17 protein-coding genes and 1 pseudogene are annotated in these 25,154 nt (G+C 65.7%); 1 reads left to right on the top strand and 17 read right to left on the bottom strand.

Annotation, left to right across the window (positions count from 1 at the left end; all coding sequences use genetic code 11):
• From MF6396_RS25780 to tssA, 17 genes and pseudogenes are all read right to left on the bottom strand, one after another.
• A pseudogene (locus MF6396_RS25780) lies at positions 1 to 76 on the bottom strand (Hcp family type VI secretion system effector); the annotation flags it as partial.
• A 318-nt stretch (positions 77 to 394) separates the two neighbouring features.
• A complete protein-coding gene (locus tag MF6396_RS25775) occupies positions 395 to 1,444 on the bottom strand; it encodes a serine/threonine-protein kinase (protein WP_078481832.1) in 1,050 nt (349 codons plus the stop codon).
• The gene (locus tag MF6396_RS25770; protein ID WP_043860549.1) at positions 1,441 to 2,169 is read right to left on the bottom strand and encodes a PP2C family protein-serine/threonine phosphatase; all 729 of its coding nucleotides are present in this window, start codon (positions 2,167 to 2,169) and stop codon (positions 1,441 to 1,443) included. Before MF6396_RS25770 ends, MF6396_RS25775 begins: the two co-directional genes overlap by 4 nt.
• The gene (tssM, locus tag MF6396_RS25765; RefSeq protein WP_078481831.1) at positions 2,170 to 5,727 is read right to left on the bottom strand and encodes a type VI secretion system membrane subunit TssM; all 3,558 of its coding nucleotides are present in this window, start codon (positions 5,725 to 5,727) and stop codon (positions 2,170 to 2,172) included. It lies immediately after the preceding gene.
• Between the two features lie 14 nt (positions 5,728 to 5,741).
• Positions 5,742 to 6,611 (bottom strand): type IVB secretion system protein IcmH/DotU, encoded by an 870-nt coding sequence (gene icmH / locus MF6396_RS25760; RefSeq protein ID WP_058540725.1) that lies wholly within the window; start codon positions 6,609 to 6,611, stop codon positions 5,742 to 5,744.
• A gap of 4 nt (positions 6,612 to 6,615) precedes the next feature.
• The gene (gene tssK / locus MF6396_RS25755; RefSeq protein WP_054916577.1) at positions 6,616 to 7,947 is read right to left on the bottom strand and encodes a type VI secretion system baseplate subunit TssK; all 1,332 of its coding nucleotides are present in this window, start codon (positions 7,945 to 7,947) and stop codon (positions 6,616 to 6,618) included.
• 2 nt (positions 7,948 to 7,949) lie between these two features.
• Entirely contained in the window at positions 7,950 to 8,444 is a 495-nt protein-coding gene (tssJ, locus tag MF6396_RS25750; RefSeq protein WP_078481830.1) for a type VI secretion system lipoprotein TssJ, read from the bottom strand.
• Between the two features lie 5 nt (positions 8,445 to 8,449).
• Positions 8,450 to 9,613, bottom strand: a complete 1,164-nt coding sequence (tagH, locus tag MF6396_RS25745) for a type VI secretion system-associated FHA domain protein TagH (protein ID WP_078481829.1) — start codon at positions 9,611 to 9,613, stop codon at positions 8,450 to 8,452.
• A 17-nt stretch (positions 9,614 to 9,630) separates the two neighbouring features.
• Positions 9,631 to 9,771, bottom strand: coding sequence for a hypothetical protein (locus tag MF6396_RS25740; protein ID WP_058540727.1), 141 nt, complete (start codon positions 9,769 to 9,771; stop codon positions 9,631 to 9,633).
• A gap of 96 nt (positions 9,772 to 9,867) precedes the next feature.
• Positions 9,868 to 11,385, bottom strand: a complete 1,518-nt coding sequence (locus MF6396_RS25735) for a sigma 54-interacting transcriptional regulator (RefSeq protein WP_078481828.1) — start codon at positions 11,383 to 11,385, stop codon at positions 9,868 to 9,870.
• A gap of 10 nt (positions 11,386 to 11,395) precedes the next feature.
• A complete protein-coding gene (gene tssH, locus MF6396_RS25730) occupies positions 11,396 to 13,984 on the bottom strand; it encodes a type VI secretion system ATPase TssH (RefSeq protein ID WP_177346351.1) in 2,589 nt (862 codons plus the stop codon).
• A 6-nt stretch (positions 13,985 to 13,990) separates the two neighbouring features.
• A complete protein-coding gene (tssG, locus tag MF6396_RS25725; protein WP_078481826.1) occupies positions 13,991 to 14,998 on the bottom strand; it encodes a type VI secretion system baseplate subunit TssG in 1,008 nt (335 codons plus the stop codon).
• Positions 14,962 to 16,749: a type VI secretion system baseplate subunit TssF gene (gene tssF / locus MF6396_RS25720; RefSeq protein ID WP_078481825.1), complete on the bottom strand. Its 1,788-nt coding sequence runs from the start codon at positions 16,747 to 16,749 to the stop codon at positions 14,962 to 14,964. The genes tssG and tssF overlap by 37 nt, the downstream gene beginning before the upstream one ends.
• Positions 16,750 to 16,814: 65 nt before the next feature.
• Positions 16,815 to 17,222 carry a type VI secretion system baseplate subunit TssE gene (gene tssE, locus MF6396_RS25715; protein ID WP_043860558.1) on the bottom strand — a complete coding sequence of 136 codons (408 nt, stop codon included), beginning with the start codon at positions 17,220 to 17,222 and terminating at the stop codon, positions 16,815 to 16,817.
• Positions 17,223 to 17,236: 14 nt separating this feature from the next.
• The gene (gene tssC, locus MF6396_RS25710) at positions 17,237 to 18,712 is read right to left on the bottom strand and encodes a type VI secretion system contractile sheath large subunit (RefSeq protein ID WP_043860559.1); all 1,476 of its coding nucleotides are present in this window, start codon (positions 18,710 to 18,712) and stop codon (positions 17,237 to 17,239) included.
• A 25-nt stretch (positions 18,713 to 18,737) separates the two neighbouring features.
• On the bottom strand, positions 18,738 to 19,247 hold the full coding sequence (gene tssB, locus MF6396_RS25705; protein ID WP_043860560.1) for a type VI secretion system contractile sheath small subunit: 510 nt from the start codon (positions 19,245 to 19,247) through the stop codon (positions 18,738 to 18,740).
• A 32-nt stretch (positions 19,248 to 19,279) separates the two neighbouring features.
• Positions 19,280 to 20,842: a type VI secretion system protein TssA gene (gene tssA / locus MF6396_RS25700; RefSeq protein WP_078481824.1), complete on the bottom strand. Its 1,563-nt coding sequence runs from the start codon at positions 20,840 to 20,842 to the stop codon at positions 19,280 to 19,282.
• A 364-nt stretch (positions 20,843 to 21,206) separates the two neighbouring features.
• Between tssA and MF6396_RS25695 the strand changes: the two genes are divergently transcribed.
• Positions 21,207 to 25,049 (top strand): sensor domain-containing protein, encoded by a 3,843-nt coding sequence (locus MF6396_RS25695; protein ID WP_078481823.1) that lies wholly within the window; start codon positions 21,207 to 21,209, stop codon positions 25,047 to 25,049.
• Positions 25,050 to 25,154 lie beyond the last annotated feature (105 nt).

Raw genomic sequence — 25,154 nt, 5'->3', positions numbered from 1 at the left:
AATCGGCGGTGAAGGCACCGGCGGTGATCAGGCCTTGTTTGGTGCCGGTGACGGACATGTAGGCAGGTGTTGCCATGGGGGTTTGCTCCTTGCAGAAAGTGAAGCCGAACAGGCGAAAAATGCCGTGTGGCTGCAAGGAGACAGTTCAAGACCCGTGCCAACTTAAATTTAGCTGTTGTTAATCAGTAGCTTGTGTTTTTACTGTACGTTTTTTGAGCACTTTTACGCGAGAAAACCCGAAAAAGTGCGCAACTTCTTGCGCAGTACTGTGCAAGAAGTTGCGCACTCGTCTGTAGGCCTTTATCCCAAAGGCCTAGGGAAATGTATGCACAGGGTTATCCACATTTGAGTGCGCAAGAAGTTGCGCAGTTGGTAAAAACGGCAGGGTAGATTTTCAGCGCTTGAAAAGCGAAAAAACACGCCCCCAATAGCCCCCTTTCGACGCCATCGCCTCCTGCAGTTGCCGCGCACTGACCGTGCGCTGGGCAGGGTCGAACGCCAGCGCATTTTTCAGCGCAGGCCAGCAGTGCGTGGGCAGGTTCGACGGGCGCGTCAGCGTGCGATCGAGCTGCTCGGCGCGGGCCTGAGTTGAAGGCAGGCGCCGATAGGGATGCTTGCCGCTGGCCAGCTCGTAGATCAGGCAGGCCACCGCATACATATCCGCCGCCGCACCCAGCGTGCCGTGTTCAAGTAGTTCCGGTGCTGCGTAGCCGGGCGTCCAGGCGTTGAAGCGCTCGCGGCTGAGGTGGGCCAGCCCCGAAAGCACACCGGCGTCGGCCTGGCCAAGACCAAAATCGAACAGGCGCACGCCATCTTCGCCGAGCATCACGTTGCTCGGCTTGAGGTCACCGTGAAACACGCCCCGGGCATGGCAGCAGGCCAGGGCTTCCAGCAGCGGCAACACGATGGCGTTCAACGCCTGCCCGTGCAGGCCCAGCGGTTGCTCGCACAGCAGTTTGTCCAGTGCCGGCCCGCGCAGCAGCTCCAGGGTGATGAAGGCGCGCTGGCTCGGCGGGTCGATCTCGAAGCTGTACAGGTTGACCACCTGCGGGTGCGCCACGTGCCGGGTCAGGGCAAACTCGCTGAACAGGAGCGCGTTGGCATCCGGCGAGGCGGCCAGCGCCTCGCTCACGAGCTTGATCGCCACACAGGGCTGCGGGTCACCGAACTGCTCGCGCAGCAGATCGCGGGCGCGATAGACCATGCCCATGCCGCCGGCACCGAGCAGGCGTTCGAGCCGATAGCGCCCGGCCAGCACCTGCGGCAGCGGCACCAGCGGCGGTGTCGGCGCCGGCTTTTTCTTCCCTGTGCGGCGCCCCTTGCGCTTGGCCGCAGCGGGCGCCGGGGTGGCCAACTGGCCGTTGACGAAGGCGAAATAGGTGAGGTTGGCGTCGCGGGATTCGGTGGCCAGCAAGGCACCGAGGTCGGGCTGGTGTCTGCTCATTGGCGAATCACCACGGCGGTCAGGTTGTCCCCCGCCGCGCCACGCAATGCCCCTTCGAACAGACGCTCCAGCGCGACCTGCGCCGACGCCAGGCTCAACGCCTTGCCCAGGGCATCGCTGCTCAGTTCCTGGTACAGGCCGTCGCTGCACAGCAGGAACGCATCGCCCGGGTATACCTGCAGCTCCAGCACCTCCAGGGTCAGCTGCTCGCTGGCGCCAAGGGCGCGGGTCAGGGCGCGAGCGCCCGGTTGCGCCCGCGCCTGCTCCGCGCTCATCTGGCGCTGGTCGATCAACTGCTGCTGCAACGAATGGTCGCGTGACAGCTGGTAAAGACGCTGCTGGCGCCACAGGTAGCAGCGGCTGTCGCCGGCCCAGATGCACGCCGCACGCTCGCCCTCGAGCAGCAGCGCCACCACCGTGCTGCCCATGATGCTGTCGTGGTGTGCATCCGTGACGGTCAGTTCCTGGCCAAGGCGCCGGTTGATCCAATGCAGGCACCCGCGCACCCCTTCCAGGCGCTCGTCAAAACTTCCATGGGCCGGCAACTCGGCCAGGCTGGCGACGATCAGCTGGCTGGCCAGGTCGCCACCGCGGTAGCCGCCCATGCCATCGGCCACCGCCCACAGGCCCTGCGCCGGGCACTCCAGAAACGCGTCCTCGTTGCGCATGCGCACCTTGCCAGCATCCGTGCGCGCCGCGCTGCGCCAGCGTGCTCCAACCTGCATCTAGAGCGACCCCGGCAGACGAAAGCCGCGTAACACGCCAACGTCGAAAGGGTTGGGCGCACGCTGGCTGCTGAGCAGGTAGTTGGCCCGCAGCCCGCCCACTTCGGCCTTGAGCACCAGCACGTCGCGGCCCTTGAGGTACTCGGTCTGCATCAGGTCGAACAGGCGGAACAGCGACCACGGCCCGGTGTTCTTCTCGATGCCGATCGGGCGCTCGACCATGCGTTCGAGCACCAGGCTTGCGCGACCGTCCTGGGCATCGGTCGGCCAATTGAAGGTCATGGGCACCACCGGGCCGTGGCGATAGTCCAGCTGCCGATCGCCAAAACGGAACTCGGCGCGGCTCACCGCCGAGTCCAGGGTGTAGGGCTCGAGCCTGAACTGCACCTGCGGCTGCGCCGGGTTCTCGGCGAAGAAGCTCTGGCGAATCGTCTGGGTCCTGGCCATCTGGTCCAGGTAGACCCGCGAGATCGGCAGGCTCTGGCCGTCGATGCTGCGCAGGCGGTAGCTGCCCGGGTCGCCGCTGATGAATGGGCGCAGGTAGGTGTCGAAGAAGCGCTCGGCGATGCCCTGAGCCTTGAAGAACTCGCGAAAGTCGTTGATCGCCACGTCACTGGTGCTGTGGGCATCGAACGGGTAGCGCTGCTGGATCGACTCACCGTAGAAGCCGTACAGCTCGCTCTGGTAGCGCTCGTTGACGTACTGGTAGGCATCGTTGAGTACCAGCCGCCAGCTGTCTTCGGCCAGCAGGTTGAACCAGCCATTGAGCGGTCGCGGCAGACGCCCGGATGCGTTGCGCAGGGCGCTGAGCGCATCGCGCTGGCCCCCCATGCGGGTCTTGGCAAGCTCGAAGGCCATCTGCTCCGGCTGGCTGGCGCGCGCGAGGCCGGCCATCTGCAGTTGCAGGTCGTTGAGCGCCTGCAGCGCCGGGGTGAGGTCGGCGGAGGGGCCATTGTTTTCGTCCAGCAGCCGATGCAGGGATTCGAAACGCCGCTGCAGGGACTTCTTCGCGGTGTCGGGCAGCGGCTTGGCCGCCACGGCGGGCTTGCTCACCAGGGCGCCCTGGACCTTGCCGGCCACGGCGACCGCCGTCTTGGCCTTCTTGCCCAGCTTGACCCCCTTGGCCGGGTCGCTGGCCGGTGCCTCGGCGGGCTCATCGGTGCTGCCCGGCACGGGCTCGAAACGGGTGTTGTCGCGCACCTGCACCAGCAGTTGAAGTACCGGCGAGTTGGCCGAGGTGAGCCCGGCGAGCTGATCGGCGCCCTCGCCGGCATCACCGAACGGTTGCAGGCCGACCTGGCCGACAGCCTCGCTCCAGTGGTTGGCGTAGTCGCGAAAGTACAGCTGTTCCAATCCTACCAGCAGGCGGCGCATGTCCATGTCGCTGATGCCGCTGCCCTCACCCAGAACCCAGTTGTCACGCAGCAGCTCGCTGACCAGGGTCGAGCCCTGTACCGAGAAATACTGCTCGTAGCCCTGCTGGGTGTAAAACCCCGGAATCACGTAGTCGGTGCCGAAAAACAGCCCGCCCTGGGGGCCCAGGTGCTGGCTGAGGCGGTAGTCGGGCAGGCTGCTGGCCTGCTCGCGCAGTACCCGGTACACCACGTTGACCAGCGATTCGCTGCGCAGCACCTTGCGTGCCTGGGCCACCAGTTGCGGGTCCAGCGGGTAGCTGAATGGCAGTTGCAGCAGGCGTTCGAAATGCCCGTTGAGCCCGTTTTGCACCGCCGTGTTGCCCGCGTAGCGGCGCGACCAGTCAGCGGCTACCCACTCCTGCAGCCAGGCGGCTTCGCGGCGGTCGGGCATGCTCAGCATCAGGTAGGCACGCAGGCTGTTGAGCAGGCGCTCACGGTCGCGCAGGTTGCCACGTATCTGCCCTTCGAGCTGTTTGGCCACCCGCGGCAGCAGTTGGGTGTGCAGGTCCTGTTCGTAGGCACTGCGAAGCAACGGATTGCTCTGCTCGCCCTGGTACAGGCCCAGGCGCTCATGCAGTGACGCATCACCCGAAGGCGGGAATACCTGGGTCGCGGCATAGCTGCTGTCCAGCGGCTTGAGCGCGGCCATGGCATCGCTTTGCGGGGTCAGCGCTGCACGCTGCCCGGCCCACACCTGACCGAGCCCGCGCAGTTGCTCGAGGCGGTCGTGGTTGGCACTGAAACCGCCCGCCCACAGCAACCCGCAGCACACCAGTACGCCCAGCGCGCCGACATACAGTGCGCGCTGCCCCCAGTCGATGCGTCGCCGCTCGCGCTGGTCGAGGCCGGCCAGGTCGGCCTCGGGGAAGATGACCCGGCTGAGCAGGTGATGGATGAACCGCGAACGCCCGCTGCGCAAGGTGGGTAGCACCGTGCTGGGCAGGCCCAGGCTGGCCCCGATGCTGGCGGTGTCCGGGTCCAGCTGCTGGACAAGGTGCGGCGCACTGGTGAGGTAGAACCCGCGAAGCTGGCTGGCGCGCTGGTAGCGATTGCCGGTGAAGGCGATGTCGACGAACAGGCACAGTTGCTCGCCGATCTGCGCCAGCTGGTGCGGGAAGTCGAGGATGCGCGCGCGCCGCTGTGTATCGCGCTCGTGGTGCATGCGCATGATCACCTGGCTGTTGAGGCGCCGCAGCAGCGCCTCGAAGGCCTGGCGCAGCACGGCCACATCGGTGCCGTTCTGCGCCTTGGTGAAGGTGCTGCCCAGTACCTGGTCGCTTTCTTCACGGCTGAGCTGGTCGAAGAAATCGTCGAAGCCCTGCAACTGGTCGGCCTTGCTCAGCACCAGGTACACCGGCACCTGGACATGCAGGGTCTGCTGGATTTCCTGCAGTCGCGCATGGACCTGGCGCGCCAGGTTTTCCAGGCCCTTCTCGTCGCCACTGCGCAGCAGCTCGACCGGCACGCTGACCAGCACGCCGTTGAGCGGCCGGCTGCGGCTGCGTCGACGCAGCAGGTTGAGCAGGGTACGCCAGGCACTGGCGTCGACCTCGGCGGTTTCCTGGGTCAGGTAGCGTCCGGCGGTGTCGATCAACACCGCGTGGTCGGCAAAATACCAGTCGCAATGGCGCGTACCGCGGGTGTCGCGGGTGAGTTGGCGGTCCAATTTGTTGAGCGGAAACTCCAGGCCGGAAAAGTCCAGCAGGCTGGTCTTGCCACTGCCCTGGGGGCCGATCAGCAAATACCAGGGCAGGTCGTTGCGCCAGCGCTCGCTGCGCCCGCCATACAGGCTCGAGCCCTTGAGCGTACGCAACGCCTCGCTGAAGCGGCTGCGCAGCTCCTTGTGGTCCTCGTCGATGCGCGCTTCACGGCGCAGGCGTTCCTGGCCGTCCTCGCTCTCTTCGACAGCCTTTTTCTGCACCCCGGCGCGCCAGCTGGCGAACACCATGCCTAGCCCCCAGCACAGGAACAGCGCACTGATGGTCAGCAGACGCGAGGTGGCCGAGGCCCAGAAGCGGTGATCGTCGACTGCCAGCAGCGGCCCCACGAACCACACCAGCAGTACCAGCGACAGCACCAGCAACAGCGTCCATACCCACGTCTTGCGCAGGAAATCGCTGACTTTCTTGAAGAAGTTTTTCATCACACGTCCCTGTTCTACTGCTGCGCCTGGACCGTTTCCGGGTCAAGCTGCTGAAAAGGTTGCAGCACGGCCTCGCGCTGCTCGCCCAACACCCAGGCGAACCCCGAATACATCACCACCAGGCAGATCAGCGCGAACAGCGTGACCATCCACCACGGCACCACCCGCACCAGGCTGCGACGCTGGTCGTTGAGCCCTTCCCACTGCGGCGAAAGTTCGCGCGGGGCATCCCCGCGCAGTTGCCGCACCTGGCGGAACAAGGCGTCGCGAATCCCTTCGAGTTCGAGCATGCCGCGTACCATCACGCGGTACTTGCCCTCGAACCCCAGCGACAGACACAGGTACATGAGCTCCAGCATCGGCAGGTGCTTGACAGGGTTCTTCGACAGACGATCGAGCAGCTGGAAGAACTTCTCGCCACCGAAGGTCTCGTTGTGAAAGGTGCTGAGCAGGCTCATCTGCGCCCACTCGCTCTCGTTGCCCCAGGAGGTGGTGACCACGGCCTCGTCGAGCACCGAGCACAACACGTAGCGCGCGGTCATCACCTGGCTGGGCTCGGCGCCGTTGTGCAGCGCATGGGCCTCGAACAGCTTGATGCCATGGGTGAGTGTCTGGTTGAGGGCGTCGAGATCTTCGCGGCTGTCGCTGTGCTTGAGCCGCACCACGTGCGAGAGCAGGTCCGAGGCGGCTGCCACCAGGGTGTTGAGGCTGATGTTGATGGCCTCGGCCGGGCCCAGGCGGGCCGAGTAGATCATCCGGTCTTCCAGTTGCTCCAGGCGCGGCGTGGCCAACCCATCGGTCAGCGGAACCTGCCTGGGCGCCTGGCCCTGGCGGTCCACCAGCACGGTCTTGTCGTCCTGACGGTGTTCGATGTCCTTGTGCATGCGGTCAGTTCCTGATGGCCCAGAATTTCAGTTCGAGCTCGGCGAACTCGCCCGAGACGTGGAAGGCAAAACCACCGGAGCGCTCCAGCAGGGCCTGGTCTTCGGCGTTGAATTCGAGCAGGAAGTAGGTCTTGTTGGAATGGAACGGGATCTGCCGCGGCGCCACCGGCAACGGCACCACCTTGATGCCAGGCAGGTGCAGGTTGACCAGTTGCCGGATACGTTCCACCGGGCCGACCTTGAGGTGCGAGGGCAGGCGCGTGCGCAGGGTCTCGCTGTCGCAGTTGGCGCTGGCGGCCAGTACGAACGAGGCCGAGGCGAGCAGCGTCTGGTCGTGCACGGCGGCCACCAGGATGCCGTACTGGCGGGTTTGCAGGTCCAGTTCGATGGCGTGCTGTTCCAGCACCATCGACAGCACCTCGCGTATGCCGTCCATCAGCCGGCGAAAGCTCGCGCCCTGGTCGCTGTGCTGATAACGGCTGTCGGTACGCGGGCGCTTGGTGTCGCTGGCAAAGGTCGCCAGGTCCCCCAGCATGGTCAGCAGGGTGCGGTACAGCTCCTCGGGGTGCAGCTGGTCCAGGCCCAGGTAGTGACGCAGCAGCAGTTCGGTACGATTGATCAGTTGCAGCATCATGAAGTCGCCCACCTCCGCGCCGCCGACCTTGCCGTTGGAACGGATGCGCTCGGCAATGGTGTCGCCACGGTGGCCGAGCATGCTGATCACCTCCTTGAGGCACGACAGCAGGTAGCTTGACGCGTGGGTGTGGATGAAGGTCGGCACGAACTCGGGGTCCAGGCTGATCACGCCGTCCGGGGTGGTGTCGAGCACGGCGCACAGCTTGAGCTTGACGTAGGCCTGATCGCCCTGCTGCTCGCCCAGCAGCAGGCGAAAGTCCGGCCGTGCACAGCTGATGTCGCTGTTGATGTCGTCACCGGCGTTGGAGTCGCTGACCGGGGTTTCGTAGGCGATATAGCGCGCCAGCACATCGGACTGCTCCAGTCGCCGGGTCTCGATGTGGTTGCCGGTCACCAGCGGCAGTGCCAGGTACACCGGCGTGTTGCCGGTGTTGGGCGGTATGTCCAGGGCCAGCGGCTCGATGTTGCTGCTGAGTTCGAACAGGCTGCCGTCGGGCAGCACGCCGCTGGCCTGGCTGACCACCAGCTTGCCCATGCTCAGGAACTGCTGGTCGATCTCCAGGCTGAGAAAACCCCAGTTGTAGCTGCCCAGCAGCTGGGTTCGGGTTTTCATCTGGTAGTCGTAGTAGCGATCGTTGTGCTGGAAGTGCTGCGGACGCAGCAGCATGCCTTCCTGCCAAATGACTTTGTGCACATGCATGATCAGTTTTCCGTCCGGGCCAGTGTGGCGTTGCTGTTGCGAATGCCGGCCTGGTCCAGCGCCAGGCTGGCGCTGTTGAGTGCCTGCGGGGTGATCTGGACCACGTAGCGCCACTGGGTCTGCTCCAGGTCGCGGTAGGCCGCCAGCACGCCGACGTAGCGGCTGCCAGGTTCCACGCTCAGGCGCAGCGTCACGTGCTCACCGGGGCGCAGCTCCAGCTCTTCGCTGACCACCAGGTCTGGCGCCAGGGATTCCTTGGCCCGCTCGTACAGGCTGAAGAAGTCGGCATGCTCGAAGGCCACCGGGTGCTTGAGTTCGAACAGGCGCACAACGATCGGCGAGGGCCGGCCATTGAGGTCCGGGTTGAGCTGGTCGCCGGCGTCGAGGGTCAGTTGCAGCTTGGTCAGTTCCGAGTACGGCGACAGCGCGGAGCAACCGGCCAGCAACAGCGCCAGCGCCATCAGGCCGGTGGAGAGAAAGGTCTTGCAGCGCAGCATGGGGATCATCCTTGAGCGTCGGTGTGAAGGGTGCCGATCAGGCGAACCTGTTCGGCGTAGGCCTGGGCGAAGTCGCGCGCCAGCAGGCGCTCGCTCCATTCATCGTCCTGGCCAAGGGCCTGGTGGTAGCGCACGTAGGCGCGCCACTGGCTGCCGGCAGTCCGCAGCAGCGGTGCCCGGCCGCGCTCGAACTGCAGGCCCAGCTGGCGTGGCGAAAAGTGCTCAAGCACACCCTGCAGCGCAGCGCGACAGGCCGTCAGCATCGCCACCTGATGCGCCTGCAGGTCGCGGTAGGCCTGGGTCAGTGCCTGGCTCGCAGGGAGCTGGCCGGGCGCGGCCGGGTGCAGCAACAGGCCCAGCGCCTGGCCGGCATCGGCGCTCGACTTCAACGGGTTGTGGCTGGCGCGGTGGGAGGTGGTCAGGGCCAGGCGCAACTCGTTCTTCAGTTCGCTGCGGGTGCGCAGGCTTTGCTGCACGCCGCCGATGCTCTGCTTGAGCAGGCCGGCCGCCTTGATCGCCAGGGCTTCACGGGCACCAGGGTCGAGCCCGCCCAGATCGACCCCGAGGGCGGTACCAAAGGCTGCCCAGAACCGTTCGTTACATGCAGGTGCCGGCGGCGCCTGTGGTTCATCGTCGGGTTCGGGCTGCGCCACCAGGTTGGGTACCAGCAGGCTTTCCATGTCTATGCGCGCGTAGTCGGGGCGCTGGCGGGCCACCGGTGCAACCGTGTCGAGTGCACTCAGTGCGTCGAGGGGCGAAGGCTCGACGTCCTGCTGGTCGAGGGCATGGAACGGGTCCAGCTCAAGAAAGGCGTCGTCAGGGATGATGCTGCCCGCGGCGCTGGGCAGGCCGACCTCGACATCGGCTGCGGTGCGGGTGACCAGGCGCGCGCGCACCTCGAAACCGCCCAGCAGGTACACGCTGTCCTGCTCGATTCGCTGCGCCTGCCCCTTGCGCAGCTGCGCACCGCTGCGTCCGTCGCGGGTGCCGTTGCTGCTGATGTCGGTGAGGAAGAACACGCCCTCCTGACAGGTGACCAGCGCATGTCGCTTGGAGACATGCCGCTGCGGGTCGCTGATGACCCAGTCGCACGCCTCGTCGCGCCCGATCACGCCGCCTGCACGGGTGAAGGTCTTGCTGCGTCCCTGCGTTTCAAGAACCAGTTCCATGTTGATGCTCCTTGCACTCACTTGCCGCGGTTGGCTGCCTGCGGATCGCCCAGCGGGCGATAGGTGTCGTCGTTGAATTTGTAATTGCCGCTACAGCCGCCCAGGCCGCTGAGCACGATCAGCGCCAGCAGCAAGGCGGGCCAGTGACGAACAGACATTTGCAGATCTCCATCGGTGGGCATTGCACGGGGCACCGCCCGCCGGGGGCAGCGCACGGTTGTAAGGGAAAATGCAGCATTGCTCGCCATGGCCGCTCAACCTTCGAACTCGCCAAGGTTGATGTTCAGCCGCCCCAGGCGGTACAGCAGGGTGCGCCGCGGCAGGCCCAGCTCGCGTGCGGCCAGGGTCTGGTTGCCGGCGTTCTTGCGCAGGCAGTCGAGCAGCCAGTGGCGCTCCACGTTTTCAAGGCGGTCGCGCAGGTTCAGCCCGCTGTCCCCCGACGGTACTTCGCTGGCCGGAGCAACATGCTCAGGCAGCAGGCACTCGCCGTCGCACAGCAACACCGCGCGCTCCACCAGGCCCTTGAGTTCACGCACGTTGCCCGGCCAGGCGAGCCCGTCGAGGTAGGCCAGTGCCGCCGGCGACCACTGCAGGGGCTTGCGCCCCAGAAACTCGCAGGCCTTGGCAGAGAAATGCCGGGCCAGCACTGGCACATCGCCGCCGCGCTGACGCAGGGCCGGCAACTCGATGGGGAACTGCGCCAGGCGGTAGTACAGGTCTTCGCGAAAGCGCCCTTCGCTGACCAGCACCGCCAGGTCGCGGTGGGTGGCGGCGATGATGCGCACATCGATGGTGTGGGTGTCGTTGGAACCCAGCGGGCGGATCTCGCCCTCCTGCAGCACGCGCAGCAGCTTGGCCTGCAGCGACAGCGGCATGTCGCCGATCTCGTCGAGCAGCAGGGTGCCGCCGTGGGCGGCATCGAACAGGCCAGGGCGGTCGCGCAATGCGCCGGTGAAGGCGCCCCGGCGATACCCGAACAGTTCGCTCTCCAGCAGGTTCTCCGGCAGGGCCGCACAGTTCTGCACCACGAACGGCCGGGTACCGCGCGGGCCGTAGTCGTGAATCGCCCGGGCCACGACCTCCTTGCCGGTGCCGGTCTCGCCCAGCAGCAGGACGGTGTAGGGGCTGTGCAGCACCTTGCTGATCAGCTGGTAGGCCTGGCGCATCGCGGCGCTGTTGCCGATCAGCCCGTAGTCGGTGGCGCCTGCGCGCGTGGCGGGCAGCGGCGCCGGCGCCGCTTCGGGCTGGTGCAGGCGTTGCAGCAACTCCATTTGCACCAGCACGAACGCCCCCAGCTGTCCCAGCGACTGGGCAAAGCCGCCCAGGTCGACGCTGGTACGGCTGGCACACAGCAGCAGGCCGGCGATGGCCTGGTGCGGGTTGAGCAGCGGTACGCACAGCAGCGACTGCCAGGGGCTGTGCAGCACCGGCAGGAAACTGGTGTCGAGCAGGCTGGCGGGCAGGTCGGCAAGGCTTACCGAACGGTTCTGGCACAGCGCGAACTGCAGCAGTTGCTCGCCGTTGTAATCCACCGGCACGCTGGCGGCAGCACGCGGCTGCAAGGCCCCGCCCAGCCATTCGGCGGCAAGGCTCAGCGAAGTGTGGGTGGCATCGAGCAGGTACAGCTGACTGAGCTCGCAACCGCTGAGCTCGGCCACCGCCTGCACGAAGCGCTCCTGCAGCGCGGGTTCCCGGCCCGTACGCGACAGGCTGGCGAAGTGCGTCAACAGGGCTTCGGCATAGCGCAAGGGCTGCGGCACGTGGGTGAACATCACCCCCACCTCAGGCAAACTCGCACCTCACGCCCGTATCGCCATCGAGCGTGGCATGCACCTGCTGCAACGACTCCCCGGCCGCCATCGCTGCCAGCAGCCGGTCAGCCACCTGCGGCATCAGGTGCAGGTCGAGCAGGTGGTCGATCAGCCGCGCGCCGCTGTCGCCCTGGGTGCAACGCTCGGCCAGGTGCTCGACCAGCGCCGGGGCATAGGTGAAACCCAGTTGCCGGCGCAGCAGCCGCTGGCCAAAGCGCTGCAGCTTGATCTCGACCAGCTCGCGCAGCACCGGGCCGCTCACCGGGTAGTACGGCACCACACGCATGCGCGCCAGCAAGGCCGGTTTGAAATGCCTGCTCAAGGCGGGGCGTATGGCCTGTTCCAGCTGCTCGGCAGAGGGCCGTTCGGCGCCTTGGCAAAGGCTCGCGATCTGCTCGCTGGCCAGGTTGGAGGTCATCAGGATCAGGGTGTTGCGAAAGTCGATTTCGCGCCCCTCGCCGTCGCTGGCCACGCCCTTGTCGAAGATCTGGTAGAACAGGTTCAGCACGTCCGGGTCGGCCTTCTCGACCTCATCCAGCAGCACCACGGAATAGGGCTTCTGGCGCACCGCGTCGGTGAGCATGCCGCCCTCGCCATAGCCGACGTAACCGGGCGGCGCGCCGATCAGCCGCGACACGGTGTGCTTCTCCTGGAACTCGGACATGTTGATGGTGGTGATGAAGCGCTCGCCGCCATACAGCAGGTCGGCCAGGGCCAGGGCCGTTTCGGTCTTGCCCACGCCACTGGGCCCCACCAGCAGGAACACCCCGACCGGCGCATCGGGCTTTGCCAGGCCGGCTGCGTTGGCCCGCATCGACCGGTCCAGTGCCTGCACGGCCTGCTCCTGACCACGGATGCGCGCACGCAGGTCTTCGGCAAAGCGCATGATCCTGGCGTTGTGCTCGCGGGCCAGTTGCTCCAGCGGCACGCCGGTCCAGGCACTGATCACTTCGGCCACCAGGCGCGGGCACACTTCGAAGCTGACCAGGCGCTCTTCGGCCTGCGCCGCTTCCAGCAGGCTGCGGGTGGTCTCCAGGCTGGCCTGCAGTACGGCCACGTCATCCCGTGCATTGCCCTGCTCGCGGGCTTCGGCCAACTGCCGGCGCAGGTCCAGCACCTGCTCGGCCAGCGCGCGCTGCTGTTCCCAGCGCGCCTGCACGGCCTGCTGGTCGGCCTGGTCGCTGAGCAGTTGCGCCTGCAACAGGTGCAGCGCCTCTTGGTCGATGCCCACGCCGGCTTCGGCGTCGCGCTGCTGCGCCTGCACCTGCCGCTCGCCCTCGGCCAGCGAAGCACGCAGGCGTTCCAGGCGTTGCGGCGCGGCGGCCAGGCTGATGCGCACCCGGGCACAGGCGGTGTCGAGCACATCGACCGCCTTGTCCGGCAACTGTCGCCCGGCCAGGTAGCGCGCCGACATGTGCGCCGCCGCCACCACCGCATCATCGCGCAGGTAGATACCGTGACTCTTCTCATACACCTGGGCCAGGCCGCGCAGGATGGTCACCGCCTCGTCCGCTGTCGGCTCGTGCAGTTGTACCGGCTGAAAGCGCCGGGCCAGGGCCGGGTCCTTCTCGAAGTACTTCTTGTACTCGCTCCAGGTGGTGGCGGCGATGGTGCGCAGCTCGCCCCGCGCCAGTGCAGGCTTGAGCAGGTTGGCCGCATCCGAACCGCCGGCGTTGCCGCCCGCACCGATCAGGGTGTGGGCTTCATCGATAAACAGGATGACCGGTCGGGGCGCGGCCTTGACCTCGTCGATCACGCCCTTGAGGCGTCGCTCGAACTCGCCCTTGACGCTGGCGCCGGCCTGCAGCAGGCCCATGTCCAGCGCCAGCAGCTCTACCCCGCGCAGTGCCGGCGGCACTTCGGCGGCGGCAATGCGCAGCGCCAGGCCCTCGACGATGGCGGTCTTGCCCACACCGGCCTCGCCCACCACGATGGGGTTGTTCTTGCGCCGCCGGGCAAGGATGTCGATCATCTGGCGCAGCGCTTGATCGCGGCACAGTACCGGGTCGAGTCGGCCGTCGCGGGCCTGCTGCGTGAGGTTGTGGGTAAAGCGCTGCAGCATCGACTCGCCCTGGCCGCCCGCGGCACCCTGCGCTGCAACCGGCCGGGACGCCAGGGCGAAGCACTTGAGGCGCTCGATGTTCAGGCGGGCCAGCAGCGGCTGGTAATGGCTGCCGGCATAGCGCACGGGGTTGCGCAGCAGCGCCAGGATCAGCGCAGCCTGTTCGACCTGGCTGCTGCCCATTTCGAGGTTGGCCACCAGCAGCGCATCCTGCAGCCACTGCACCAGTTCGGGGGCGAACACCGGGTTGCGCGAAGCGCTGTGTTCAAGCTGCACCTGCAGGGTGGAGCGCAGTTCGCCCGGCGCCACGTCGGCGTCGTGCAAGGCCCGTTCAAGTAGGCCTTCGGGGCGATCGAGCAATTCCAGCAGCAGGTCCTCGACCAGGATCCTGCTGCCGCCACGAGCCACGCAACGTTCGGCGCAGCGCTCCAGGTCACGACGGGTGTCGGCGTCCAGCGCCTGGATGAGTTGTTGCAGGTCTACGGTGATCATGTCCATCGGTCCTTAATGAATTTTGCTTCCCAGGGTCACCACGCCATCGGCGCGTTCGTGACCGAGCCAACTCGTCCATCCCAGACGGCAGGCGTTGTCCTGGCCGATACGCAGCTCGCGAATCTCTTCCTGGCGCAGCACCAGGCGGATGTCGTAGTCCAGCGGGTCGCGCAGGGTGAAACGCACCAGGGCACACAGCGGCTGATAGCCGAAGCCGATCGGCAGGAACTCGTGAAAGCGCTGCCAGTCGAGCTGGGTGATGTGGATGCGGAACTTGCCGTTGCGATCACGCACCCGCTCGCCCAGCACCATGTCCTCGCCCAGCAGGCTGTTGGCGCGCCCCAGGCGATTGCACTGCTCCTGCAGGATGACCACGCGACGTTCGATGCACTGCTCGATGACCAGCTGCGCATGCTTGAAGTAGTAGCGCAGCACCGCCTCGATCAATGCCGCCGAGTGGGCACGCAGGCTCAGCAGGCCCAGGTAGGGCAGCAGGCGCTTCCAGTTCAGTTCGCGGGCCTCGCGAATATGCTCGCCGCCCAGCCCGATCAGGGCGAACAGCTGCGCCGAGAATGGGTCCATCGCCCCGCTCTGGAAGCGTGCGCGATAACGGTACTTGCGCCAGATGGGCAGCATCAGGCGCTGTAGCCGATGGTGGAACACGTCGAGAAACTGCCGGGTCGTGTTGCCGTCCTCGCCATCGCCCAGCGCCTGCTCCACGTAGAACGCCGGCAGCGGCGAGCTGGCGCCGCACAGGCCGATCAGGTTGAAACGCAGGCGTGCACGCATCTGCCCGCGGTCGTCGAAGAACTCGACGCGATCGACGTCGCTGCCCGGAAAGCCCAGGCTCGGATTGGCCTGGAACTCCAGCTGGTCGTACAGCTCCTCTTCGCTCAGGTGCGGATGGAACTCGCGCAGCCGGTCGATGACCAGCAGCACGGCCTGAAACAGCGAGTACTCGCGTATTGCGTGGCTCAGCCCGCTCAAAGCAGGGGCTGCAGGCCCATACGTGGTGTCCATTGGTACACCTCTCCCTGGGTACTTCTGACCCGCAACTCGTGGTACGAGTTGAGGCTGGCATAAAGGGCAAAGAACTCGTTGAGCACCGAGGCGAACATGAACAGGTCGCCTTCGCCGATGTAGCCTTGCGGGTCGATGGTCAGTTCGGTGCGCAGCCCACGCAGGGGCAGGCCGCGGTGCAGTCGGTCGACATGCTCGTGACGGATCGACTTGAGCCCGCCGAGCAGGCGCTTGCTGACCTTCTCGGCATGTTGGTCGTAGTAGCGCGGCAAGTCGTAGGTTTCCAGGATCACCTTGAGCGCATCGACGTTGGCCAGCGACAGGTAGTTGAGCGACATGTTGCTGATCAGCTTCCACAGGAAGTCCCGGTTCAGGGGCGGTGCGTAGCTGGCCGTGACCGGGGTGATGTTGCGGAAGGTGAGGAACTCCGGGGTCTGCTCGGACGGCTGGTCGATATCACCCAGCTTGAGCCGGCGCGGCAGGTTCTGGTTGGTGCAGGTGAGCTCGATGGACAGCGTCTCGTGGGTGCGGGTATCGCGTATTCCGAAGCTCAGGTAGGTGTCCAGGCCGTCATGCAACAGCGAGGAGCGCTGGCGAATGCTGTAGTGCGGGCTGGTCTGCGGCACGTCGAAACTGGGGTCGTGCTCGAACGACTCGAACGGCACATAGGCCTGGTAGCCCACGCCGCCGGGCTTCCAGCCGGTCACGCTGTGCACCGAGAACACCCCGCAGTTCTCCAGGTCGTACTCGGCGGGCAGCAGCAGGTATTCGTCCTGCTTGCCATCCAGGCGAATCGGCAGGGCATCGTGCTGGAACAGGTTGGCGATAGGGGTGCAGTACAGCTTGACGTTGTCCAGCGTGGGGCGCATGCGCTGGATACCGCCCCTGCGGATGTCGAAACGTATCTCCAGCCCACGCATCTGCTTGAGGGTTTCCGTGCCCAGGGACTTGAGTGCCTCCAGGCCGTCGAGGTCGACGAACAGGAACTTGTCCTGGAAGGCGAAGTACTCCTGCAGGTAGCGGTAACCGCGAAAGGTGTTCAGCGGGTAGGGAATCAGCGCCTCTTCCTCGGCGAAGCCGACCGGCTTGATACGGGTGCCAGCCAGGCGCACTGTCACGTTCTCGCCACTGGCGCGCACCAGCGGCTTGCCATCGCCCCCCAGTGGCACCAGCTCGATGCCTTCCACGTTGCGCAGCAGGCACAGGTAGAGCATCTGGCTGATGTAGCGCTCCCCTGCCAGGTGCAGGCGCAGGCGGCTCAGTTCCAGCTCGCCGACATGCCCGTCGCAGCTCATCTCCAGGCGCAGGCTGAGCAGCGCCCCATCACCCTTTACCGAGTAATTGAGCGCGGTGAGGTCCAGGGCCATGACATCGGTGGGGTAGCAGGTGCGAAAACGGCAGCGCACCTCATCGATCGGCTGGCTCTCGACCGGTGTATCGCGCGCCACCCGCAAGGGCGGGCCGGACTGGCCCAGCGGGTCGAACTGCAGGATGCTGAACGCCGGCAGCGGGCGCATGTAGTTGGGCCACAGCAACTGCATCAGCGAATGGCTCAGCTCGGGCAGTTCGTCATCGAGCTTCTGGCGCAGGCGCCCGGTGAGGAAGGCAAAGCCCTCGAGCAGCCGCTCCACGTCCGGGTCGCGCCCGGCCTGCCCCAGAAACGGCGCCAGGGCCGGGCTGCGCTCGGCAAAGCGTCGCCCCAGCTGGCGCAACGCGGTGAGCTCGCTCTGGTAGTAATGATTGAAGGACATGCTCGGTTACCTGTTTTGCATGCTCAGGAACGTCCTGTTCGCGAGACGACAGCGCGGTGCGCGTCTCAGTTGACCTGCACCTGCCCGCCGCCCTCCAGGCGCGCGGAAAAGCTGACCTGACGCTTGATCCCGTCCAGCTCAAGCAGGCCTTCGATGCTGAAAGCCAGCTTGAGCTGATCGTGATCACGCGGCAGCGACACCACGCGCACATTGGTCAGGCGCGGTTCGTAGGCTTCGATGAACTGCTCGATGGCCTGACGCGCCTGGCTCAGCGCGTCATGCAGGCTCAGGCGCATGTCATTGAGGTCTGCCAGCCCGTAATCGGGCAGCGTCTGCACGCTGCCCGCACGGGTACTGAGCATCTTGCCCAGGTGCACCGCCACCGAGGCCATGGCAGCCCTCTCGCGGCTCCAGCCGCGACGCTTGTCGGCTTCGCCGCCCAGACGCTCGAAAAGGCTGCCATATCCGCTCATGTACGCGCCCCCGCTTACTCTTTATCCAGCTTGCCGACCAGCGACAGGGTGAAGTCGGCGCCCATGTACTTGAAGTGCGGGCGCACGTTGAGGCTGACCCGGTACCAACCCGGCTCCCCTTCCACATCGCTGACGATGATCTGGGCCGCGCGCAGCGGACGACGCCCACGCACCTCGGCGCTCGGGTTCTCCTGGTCGGCCACGTACTGGCGGATCCACTTGTTGAGTTCCAGCTCCAGGTCGGTGCGCTCCTTCCACGAGCCCAGCTGCTCGCGCTGCAGTACCTTGAGGTAGTGGGCCAGGCGGTTGACGATCATCATGTAGGGCAGCTGGGTACCGAGCTTGTAGTTCAGCTCGGCGGCCTTGCCCTCGGCGCTGATGCCGAAGAACTTGGGTTTCTGCACCGAACTGGCGGAGAAGAAGGCGGCGTTGTCACTGCCCTTGCGCATGGTCAGGGAAATGAAGCCTTCCTCGGCCAGCTCGTACTCGCGGCGGTCCGACACCAGCACTTCGGTGGGGATCTTGGTCTCGATCTCGCCCATGCTTTCGAAGTGGTGCAGCGGCAGGTCTTCCACCGCGCCACCGCTCTGCGGGCCGATGATGTTCGGGCACCAGCGGAACTTGGCGAAGCTGTCGGTCAGCTTGGTGCCGAACGCATAGGCGGTGTTGCCCCACAGGTAGTGCTCGTGGCTGTTGGCCACGGTTTCCTTGTAGACGAACGACTTGACCGGGTTTTCCTCCGGGTCATAAGGGTTGCGCAGCAGGAAGCGCGGCACGGTGAGGCCGATGTAGCGCGCGTCCTCGGACTGGCGAAAGCTCTGCCACTTGGCAAACTGCGGGCCTTCGAAGTGGTCCTTGAGATCCTTGAGGTCCGGCAGGCCGGTGAAGCTTTCGAGGCCGAAGAACTTCGGACCGGCAGCGGCGATGAACGGCGCATGGGACATGCACGCAACGCTGGAGACGTACTGCATCAGCTTGACGTCGGGGGAGCTGGGCGACATGAAGTAGTTGGCGATGATCGCGCCCACCGGCTGGCCACCGAACTGGCCGTACTCTGCGGTATAGATGTGCTTGTAGAGACCGGCCTGCATGACTTCGGGCGAGTCCTCGAAGTCGTCCAGCAGGTCCTGCTTGGAGACGTTGAGAATTTCTATCTTGATGTTTTCGCGAAAGTTGGTGCGGTCGACCAGCAACTGCAGGCCACGCCAGGCCGACTCCAGCGACTGGAAGTCGGGGTGGTGGAGAATCGCGTCCATCTGGCGGCTGAGCTTGGCATCGATCTCGGCGATCATGCGGTCGACCATGGCCTTCTTGACCGGTTCGCCGTCGTTGTGCGGCTTGAGCAGCTCTTCGATGAAGGCCGACACGCCGCGCTTGGCAATGTCATAGGCTTCATCGTCGGGCGTCAGGCGGGTTTGCGCGATGATGTTGTCGAGAATGCTGTACTCGCCATCGGTGCTGCTGGTTTGCTGTGCTGCGCTGGTGCTCATGGTGTTCTTCCTTGACGGGGGAGGCTCAAGCGTCGGTGGTCGGCGTGGCGCTCAGGCCCAGTTCGCCGAGTACGCGGGTGCGCGACTCATCGTCGGCGAGCACGCCTTCGATGGCCTTGCGAAAAGCCGGTGCGTTGCCCAGTGGGCCCTTGAGTGCCACCAGCGCATCGCGCAGTTCCATCAGCTTCTTGAGCTCTGGCACCTGCTCGACCAGGCTGGCCGGGTTGAAGTCCTTCATGGAGTTGACCCGCAGGCTGATGCCCAGCTCATCGCTGGCGCTTTCGTCGTCCTGCAGGCGGTTGGGCACGCTGAGGGTCAGGCTCAACTCCTGCTTGGCGAGCACTTCGTCAAACGTCATCTTGTCGATGCTGATGGGCTTGCGGTCCTCTACCTTGCGTTCGTCCGGACGCTGGGTGTAGTCACCGATCGCGAGCAGCTTCAAGGGCAGTTCGATTTCTTCCTGGGCGCCGCCCGTGGCAGGTTTGAACGTGACGTTGATGCGTTCCTTGGGGGCTACCGAGCCTTCTTTGGCCATGGCTTTTCTCCTTGCGTTTGCGGCCCGGGGGCCTAGTCGAGTACCACTTCGAGGTCGAGGTGGCACAGCCTGCGATAAACCTCATCCTTGCGTTCGCGCACGGCGTGGTTCTGCGGCAGCAGCTCACAACAGCTGTGCAGCAGACGCAGTACTTCCAGTGCCAGGTCCGGCTCCCACTGATGCAGGCCGGCCTGTTGCAGTTCGTGATCTAGGGCTTCGAGCTGGGTCTTGGCCAGTTCGTACTTCTTGGCCAGAAAGCACAGCCGCGCCTGGCTGAGCTGCCAGAAAAAGCGCACACGCCCGCCTTGAGCCGCCTGCATGCCCTGCTTGAGTATCTGCACGGCAGGCTTGAGGCCGTCCTTGCGCAGCACGGGCAGCACCGCCTCCAGGGCCAGCTCCCAGGGTGGCAGGCTGGCCGCGAGGTCGGTCTCGACCTTGCGCGGTGCGCTGGTGCTCTGCAGGTGCGGCATGACGCTGGCGTTGATCCAGCCCCGCGTCGCCGGGTCGGCAAACGGCGTGCCGTCATGAAAGCGCAGCTCCACCACCCCGGGCAGGCGCTGCAGCAGTTGCGCGAAGTGGAACTCCACCTCGCGCATGCCCTGCTCGGCGTTGAGCTCCAGCAGGCACTCCCAGACCATGCGCTGGCCGTCGAACCAGAACGGCGACTTGGCCAGGCTGGCCTCGAGCTCCATCAGCAGGTCGGCGTACTGGCCGTTGGCAAAGCGTTCCTGGTAGATCTTCAGGCGGTCGACCGGCAACCCGCGCAGCACGGTCACCTGTTCGGCATTGCGCTCGGGCACCGCGTCGATCTGCAACCACAGCAGCGTGCGGTTGAGGCGCAAGGCGCGCACGTCGGTGGCCTTCTGCTTGAGCCACCAGTTCGATAACGGTCGAGCGCCATCCTGCAGGGTGCGTAACACCTTGTGCGCGTCTTTTTCGCTGTCGACGGGGGCGCCGGGGGTGAGCAACTGGGTGGCGGCCTGCTTGACCTGGGCCACGACCGCGCCCACGGCACCGGGTTCGGGCTGATTGTCGGCAGCACGTTGCACCATGCTCGACAGGCGTCGGCACAACGGCAGCAACAGCGGCGCCTCATCGCCCAGGTGCGTGGTCAGGGCTGCATCGAGCGCCTGCAGGCTGTCGACCAGGCGGCGGAACAGCGCCAGTTGCTCCTTGATCGCGACATTTTCACCCAGTACCTGCTCCAGGCGCGGCACCAGCCAGCCGATGGCCGCGGCCCGCGTGCGTGGCTTGGCCGGGTGCACCTGCGCCCAGTGCTGCTCGCACAGGTGCTGCAACAGCCCCACGCCGGCCAGCAGGCCCGGGAAGGATTCGCGTTGATACAACGCCCACGTCAACCAGGCGGCAACCCGCAGGTCCTTGGACTGTGTGCGCAGCAGCGTCTCGCTGTTCTCGAGCACGCGAAGCCAGTCGATCTGGCCGCTCTCGTGAACGGACTGAGCCTTGTTCAACTCGCCTTCCAGTGCTTCGTACTCACTGGAAAAACGCACGTCCTCGCCCGCAAAACAGTCTGGTGATACAGCCTGCCGGGCAACCTCGTGGTAACGAGCGTGCAACTTGCTTGAGTAGGACATCCTTGGCCTGTAGTTGGACTGCAGGCCCCGCGCCGACCGAAAAAGCCCAGGCGGCACGGGGCCTACCAAAACAGCGTCAAACACCCATCCGTGGGTTCGCTGCCTTAAGTGAGGGGGCACATCCTAGTTAGGGAAATGGCACATTGCAATCAACACAGCGTGTGCAATTTGTATCAAAAAGCAGGAAACCATTCCGCTGACGAACAGGACTGGCACTTTGCCACACTTCAAGGCATGCTAGCCGCCCTTCGGGCGTGCAGCTTATAGTGCGCGCCTGGAACCGGGATGCGACAGGACTACCGCACACTGCGCCGCTTGTCGCTGCGTAGCGATCACCTGCCACAGCCTCACGCAGGAACAGCGTTTGACCAATCTGACTCAGCCTTCATCCCCGCGCAAAGCCACGAGTGCGTCCGGTTCGCCCTTGCGTGGCTCGCTCAAAGGCGCGTTGGCCATCCTGGTGCTGCTGTTGCTCGCGCTGCTGTTCTGGCAAGTGTTCGAGCAGTTCCGCCATACCCAGGCCGATCGCCGCCAGCAGAGCCTGGATGCAAGTGCCGAACTGGCCAGCCAGCTCAACCTGAGCCTGGCATTGAACGCGCAAAAAGCCCTCACCCTGCTGCAACCCTACCCTGCCGCACCGGCCGTCACCGACCTGCCGCAGCTGCTCGAACACCTGCACGCACGCCTGCCCGCCCTGCGCAGCCTGGTGTGGGTGGACGCCCAGGGCGCGTTGCTGCGCGACAGCGCGGGCATCAGTGCCGACCGCAAGGCGCTCCAGGAGCTGCTGCACCTGGGCCAGGAGCGCCCGTACTACTTCAGCAACAGCGACGACAACAGCCTGGTCTACCTGCTGCTGCAGCACCCCGACAGCGACACCCGTGGCTATTGGCTGCTGCGCCTGGCCCCGGAGTACTACCAGCAACTGAGCCAACCCCTGGACCACGCCGCGCCACCGCTGTGGCTGCTGGAAAACAGCCGCACGGCCCAGGTCATCGATCGCCACGCGCCGCCGCTCGATGCGCGCGACGCCAGCATCGAGCCGCCGCAAAGCGTGCTGCTGGCGTACCTGGACAACAGCGACTGGCAACTGCGCGGCCTGTTCGATGCCGCCTACAGCCGCCAGCAACTGCTGCCGGCCTTGATCGGCAAGTGCGTGCTGGGCCTGGTGTGCGCGCTGATCCCGCTGCTGGCGCTGATCAGCATGCGCCGCCGCCACCGCGCCCTGCAGGAAGGTCGGCGACGCTATCAGGACATCTTCGAAGGCACGGGCGTGGCCTTGTGCGTACTCGACCTGTCGGGGCTGACCGAACTGCTGGAACGCCTGCGCCTGCGCAGCACAGCCGAGCTGGCCCAGCGCCTGGCCCGGGATGTATCGCTGCGCCACAGCCTGCTGGGCGAGCTGAAGGTTACCGAAGTCAATCAGGTGGCCCTGCAACTGCTGGGCGCCGGCTGTTGCGAGAGCGCCTGGCAGCGCCTGATCGAAGGCCACTCGCCGGGCGCCGACGGGGTGGGCATGCAGTTGGTCGAGGCAGTGGTGCAGGACCTGCGCCTGCTGGAGCTGGAAGTGCGGCTCAGCGACCCCCAGGGCCAGGACCAGCACCTGTGGCTGATGGTGCGCTTCCCCCAGGCACGGCGTGACTACCAGGCCGTGATCCTGAGCATCAGCGATATCACCAGCCGCAAGCGCGTGGAGCTGTCGCTGCTGGAGCGCGAAAGCTTCTGGTCGGACGTGGTGCGCACCGTGCCCGACCAGCTGTACGTGCAGGATGTGCACAGCCTGCGCATGATCTTCAGCAACCGCCACCTGGGCCAGACCCTGGGCTATTCGCGCAGCGAGCTGGCGCAGATGGGCGAGTACTTCTGGGAGGTGCTGCTGCACCCGCAGGACGCCGAGCTGTTTCGCCAGATGCGCCAGCAGCAGCGCCAGAGCGGCTATGTGGAGCAGTTGCATTGCCAACTGCGTTTTCTTCACCACGACCAGAGCTGGCGGCGCTACGACATTCGCGAACAGGCCCTGACCCGCGACCCTGACGGCACGGTGCTGCGCATCATCGGGGTGGGCAAGGACGTCACCGACCAGATCGAGGCGAGCGAGTCGCTGCGTGACAGCGAGCAGCGCTACCGCATGCTCGCCGAGAGCATCAGCGACGTGATCTTCTCCACCGACCCGCAGTTGCAGCTCAACTACGTCAGCCCTTCGGTGCAGACGGTACTGGGCTACGACGTGCCGTGGATCTTCGCCAACGGCTGGCAGTCGACCATTGCCAACCCGGCGCAGCTGACCGGCGTGTTCACCCTGTTCGAACGGGTCAAGCGGGCCCTCGAGGAACCCACCGCGCTGGAGCGCCTGCGCACCGAGGTGACCACCCAGCTGTTCCTGTTCGACTGTCTGCGCGCCGACGGCCGCAAGATCCCGATCGAGCTGCGCGTGGTACTGGTGTGGGACGAGCACAACCATTTCGAGGGCATCCTGGGCGTCGGCCGCGACATCAGCCAGCAACGCCGCGCCGAGAAAGACCTGCGCATGGCCGCCACGGTGTTCGAGCATTCCACCTCGGCGATCCTGATCACCGACCCGGCCGGCTACATCGTGCAGGCCAACGAAGCCTTCAGCCGGGTCAGCGGCTACGCGGTGAGCGACGTGCTCGACCAGTTGCCGAGCCTGCTCACCGTCGACGAACAGCAGGAAGCCCACCTCAACTACGTGCTCAAGCAACTGCACCAGCGCGGCACCTGGGAAGGCGAGGTCTGGCTCAAGCGCCGCAGCGGCGAGCACTACCCGGCGTGGGTCGGCATCACCGCGGTACTCGACGACGAGGGTGACCTGGCCAGCTACGTGTGCTTCTTCACCGACATCAGCGAGCGCAAGGCCAGCGAACAGCGCATTCACCGCCTGGCCTACTACGACGCCCTGACCCACCTGCCCAACCGCACGCTGTTCCAGGACCGCCTGCACACCGCGCTGCAGCAGGCCGAGCGGCAGAAGGCCTGGGTGGTGCTGATGTTCCTGGACCTGGACCGTTTCAAGCCGATCAACGACTCCCTGGGGCATGCCGCAGGCGATCGCATGCTCAAGGACATGGCCGAACGCCTGCTCGACTGCGTACACGACGACGACACCGTGGCACGCATGGGCGGCGACGAATTCACCTTGCTGCTGCAACCCAAGGCCACCCGCGAAATCGCGCTCAACCGCGCGATCCACGTGGCCGAGCAGATCCTGGGCAGCCTGGTGCGACCGTTCGTGCTGGAGAACCGCGAGTTCTTCGTCACTGCCAGCATCGGCATCGCCCTCAGCCCGCAGGACGGCAGCGAGCTGAGCCAGCTGATGAAGAACGCCGACACCGCGATGTACCACGCCAAGGAGCGCGGCAAGAACAACTTCCAGTTCTACCAGGCCGACATGAACGCCAGTGCGCTGGAGCGCCTGGAGCTGGAAAGCGACCTGCGTCATGCGCTGGAGCAGAACGAGTTCATCCTCTACTATCAGCCGCAGTTCAGCGGCGACGGCAAGCGCCTGACCGGTGCCGAGGCCCTGCTGCGCTGGCGCCACCCGCGCCGCGGGCTGGTGCCGCCGGGCGACTTCATCCCGGTGATCGAGGAACTGGGGCTGGTGGTGGACGTGGGCGACTGGGTCATCAGCGAAGCCTGCCGCCAGCTCAAGGCCTGGCACCAGGCCAAGGTGCGAGTGCCCAAGGTGTCGGTGAACATTTCGGCGCGCCAGTTCTCCGATGGCCAACTGGGCACGCGCATCGCCACCATCCTGGCCGATACCGGGCTGCCGCCGGCGTGCCTGGAGCTGGAACTGACCGAAAGCATCCTGATGCGCGAGGTCAACGAGGCGATGGTGATCCTCGACAGCCTGAAGAATCTGGGGCTGAGCATTGCGGTGGACGACTTCGGCACCGGCTACTCGTCGCTCAACTACCTCAAGCAGTTCCCCATCGACGTGCTCAAGATCGACCGCACCTTCGTCGACGGTCTGCCCGAGGGCGAGCAGGATGCGCAGATCGCCCGCGCCATCATCGCCATGGCCCACAGCCTGAACCTGGCGGTGATCGCCGAGGGTGTGGAGACCCATGAGCAACTGGAGTTTCTGCGCGAGCACGGCTGCGACGAGGTGCAGGGCTACCTGTTCGGGCGGCCGATGCCGGCCAACCAGTTCGAGGCGCAATTCAGCAACGAAACGTTGTTCATGTTCGAATGACGCATCGCGGGTCAAGCCCGCTCCCACAGGATGTTCTCGGCCCCCGAGAGCGGATACCAGACCTGTGGGAGCGGGCTTGACCCGCGATAAGTTCACACCGAGCCT

Origin of the sequence: Pseudomonas sp. MF6396 (genome assembly GCF_002018915.1) — a bacterium.
GTDB classification, from domain to species: Bacteria; Pseudomonadota; Gammaproteobacteria; order Pseudomonadales; family Pseudomonadaceae; genus Aquipseudomonas; species Aquipseudomonas palmensis.
The sequence above is the reverse complement of the archived record's forward strand: the minus strand, read 5'-3'. Positions and strand labels throughout refer to the sequence as shown.

Excerpts from the sequence above, each read along its gene's own strand:
- MF6396_RS25775 (WP_078481832.1), bottom strand. The coding sequence starts at position 1,444 with ATGAGCAGACACCAGCCCGACCTCGGTGCCTTGCTGGCCACCGAATCC.
- MF6396_RS25770 (WP_043860549.1), bottom strand. The coding sequence starts at position 2,169 with ATGCAGGTTGGAGCACGCTGGCGCAGCGCGGCGCGCACGGATGCTGGC.
- tssM (WP_078481831.1), bottom strand. The coding sequence starts at position 5,727 with ATGAAAAACTTCTTCAAGAAAGTCAGCGATTTCCTGCGCAAGACGTGG.
- icmH (WP_058540725.1), bottom strand. The coding sequence starts at position 6,611 with ATGCACAAGGACATCGAACACCGTCAGGACGACAAGACCGTGCTGGTG.
- tssK (WP_054916577.1), bottom strand. The coding sequence starts at position 7,947 with ATGCATGTGCACAAAGTCATTTGGCAGGAAGGCATGCTGCTGCGTCCG.
- tssJ (WP_078481830.1), bottom strand. The coding sequence starts at position 8,444 with ATGCTGCGCTGCAAGACCTTTCTCTCCACCGGCCTGATGGCGCTGGCG.
- tagH (WP_078481829.1), bottom strand. The coding sequence starts at position 9,613 with ATGGAACTGGTTCTTGAAACGCAGGGACGCAGCAAGACCTTCACCCGT.
- MF6396_RS25740 (WP_058540727.1), bottom strand. The coding sequence starts at position 9,771 with ATGTCTGTTCGTCACTGGCCCGCCTTGCTGCTGGCGCTGATCGTGCTC.
- MF6396_RS25735 (WP_078481828.1), bottom strand. The coding sequence starts at position 11,385 with ATGTTCACCCACGTGCCGCAGCCCTTGCGCTATGCCGAAGCCCTGTTG.
- tssH (WP_177346351.1), bottom strand. The coding sequence starts at position 13,984 with ATGGACATGATCACCGTAGACCTGCAACAACTCATCCAGGCGCTGGAC.
- tssG (WP_078481826.1), bottom strand. The coding sequence starts at position 14,998 with ATGGACACCACGTATGGGCCTGCAGCCCCTGCTTTGAGCGGGCTGAGC.
- tssF (WP_078481825.1), bottom strand. The coding sequence starts at position 16,749 with ATGTCCTTCAATCATTACTACCAGAGCGAGCTCACCGCGTTGCGCCAG.
- tssE (WP_043860558.1), bottom strand. The coding sequence starts at position 17,222 with ATGAGCGGATATGGCAGCCTTTTCGAGCGTCTGGGCGGCGAAGCCGAC.
- tssC (WP_043860559.1), bottom strand. The coding sequence starts at position 18,712 with ATGAGCACCAGCGCAGCACAGCAAACCAGCAGCACCGATGGCGAGTAC.
- tssB (WP_043860560.1), bottom strand. The coding sequence starts at position 19,247 with ATGGCCAAAGAAGGCTCGGTAGCCCCCAAGGAACGCATCAACGTCACG.
- tssA (WP_078481824.1), bottom strand. The coding sequence starts at position 20,842 with ATGTCCTACTCAAGCAAGTTGCACGCTCGTTACCACGAGGTTGCCCGG.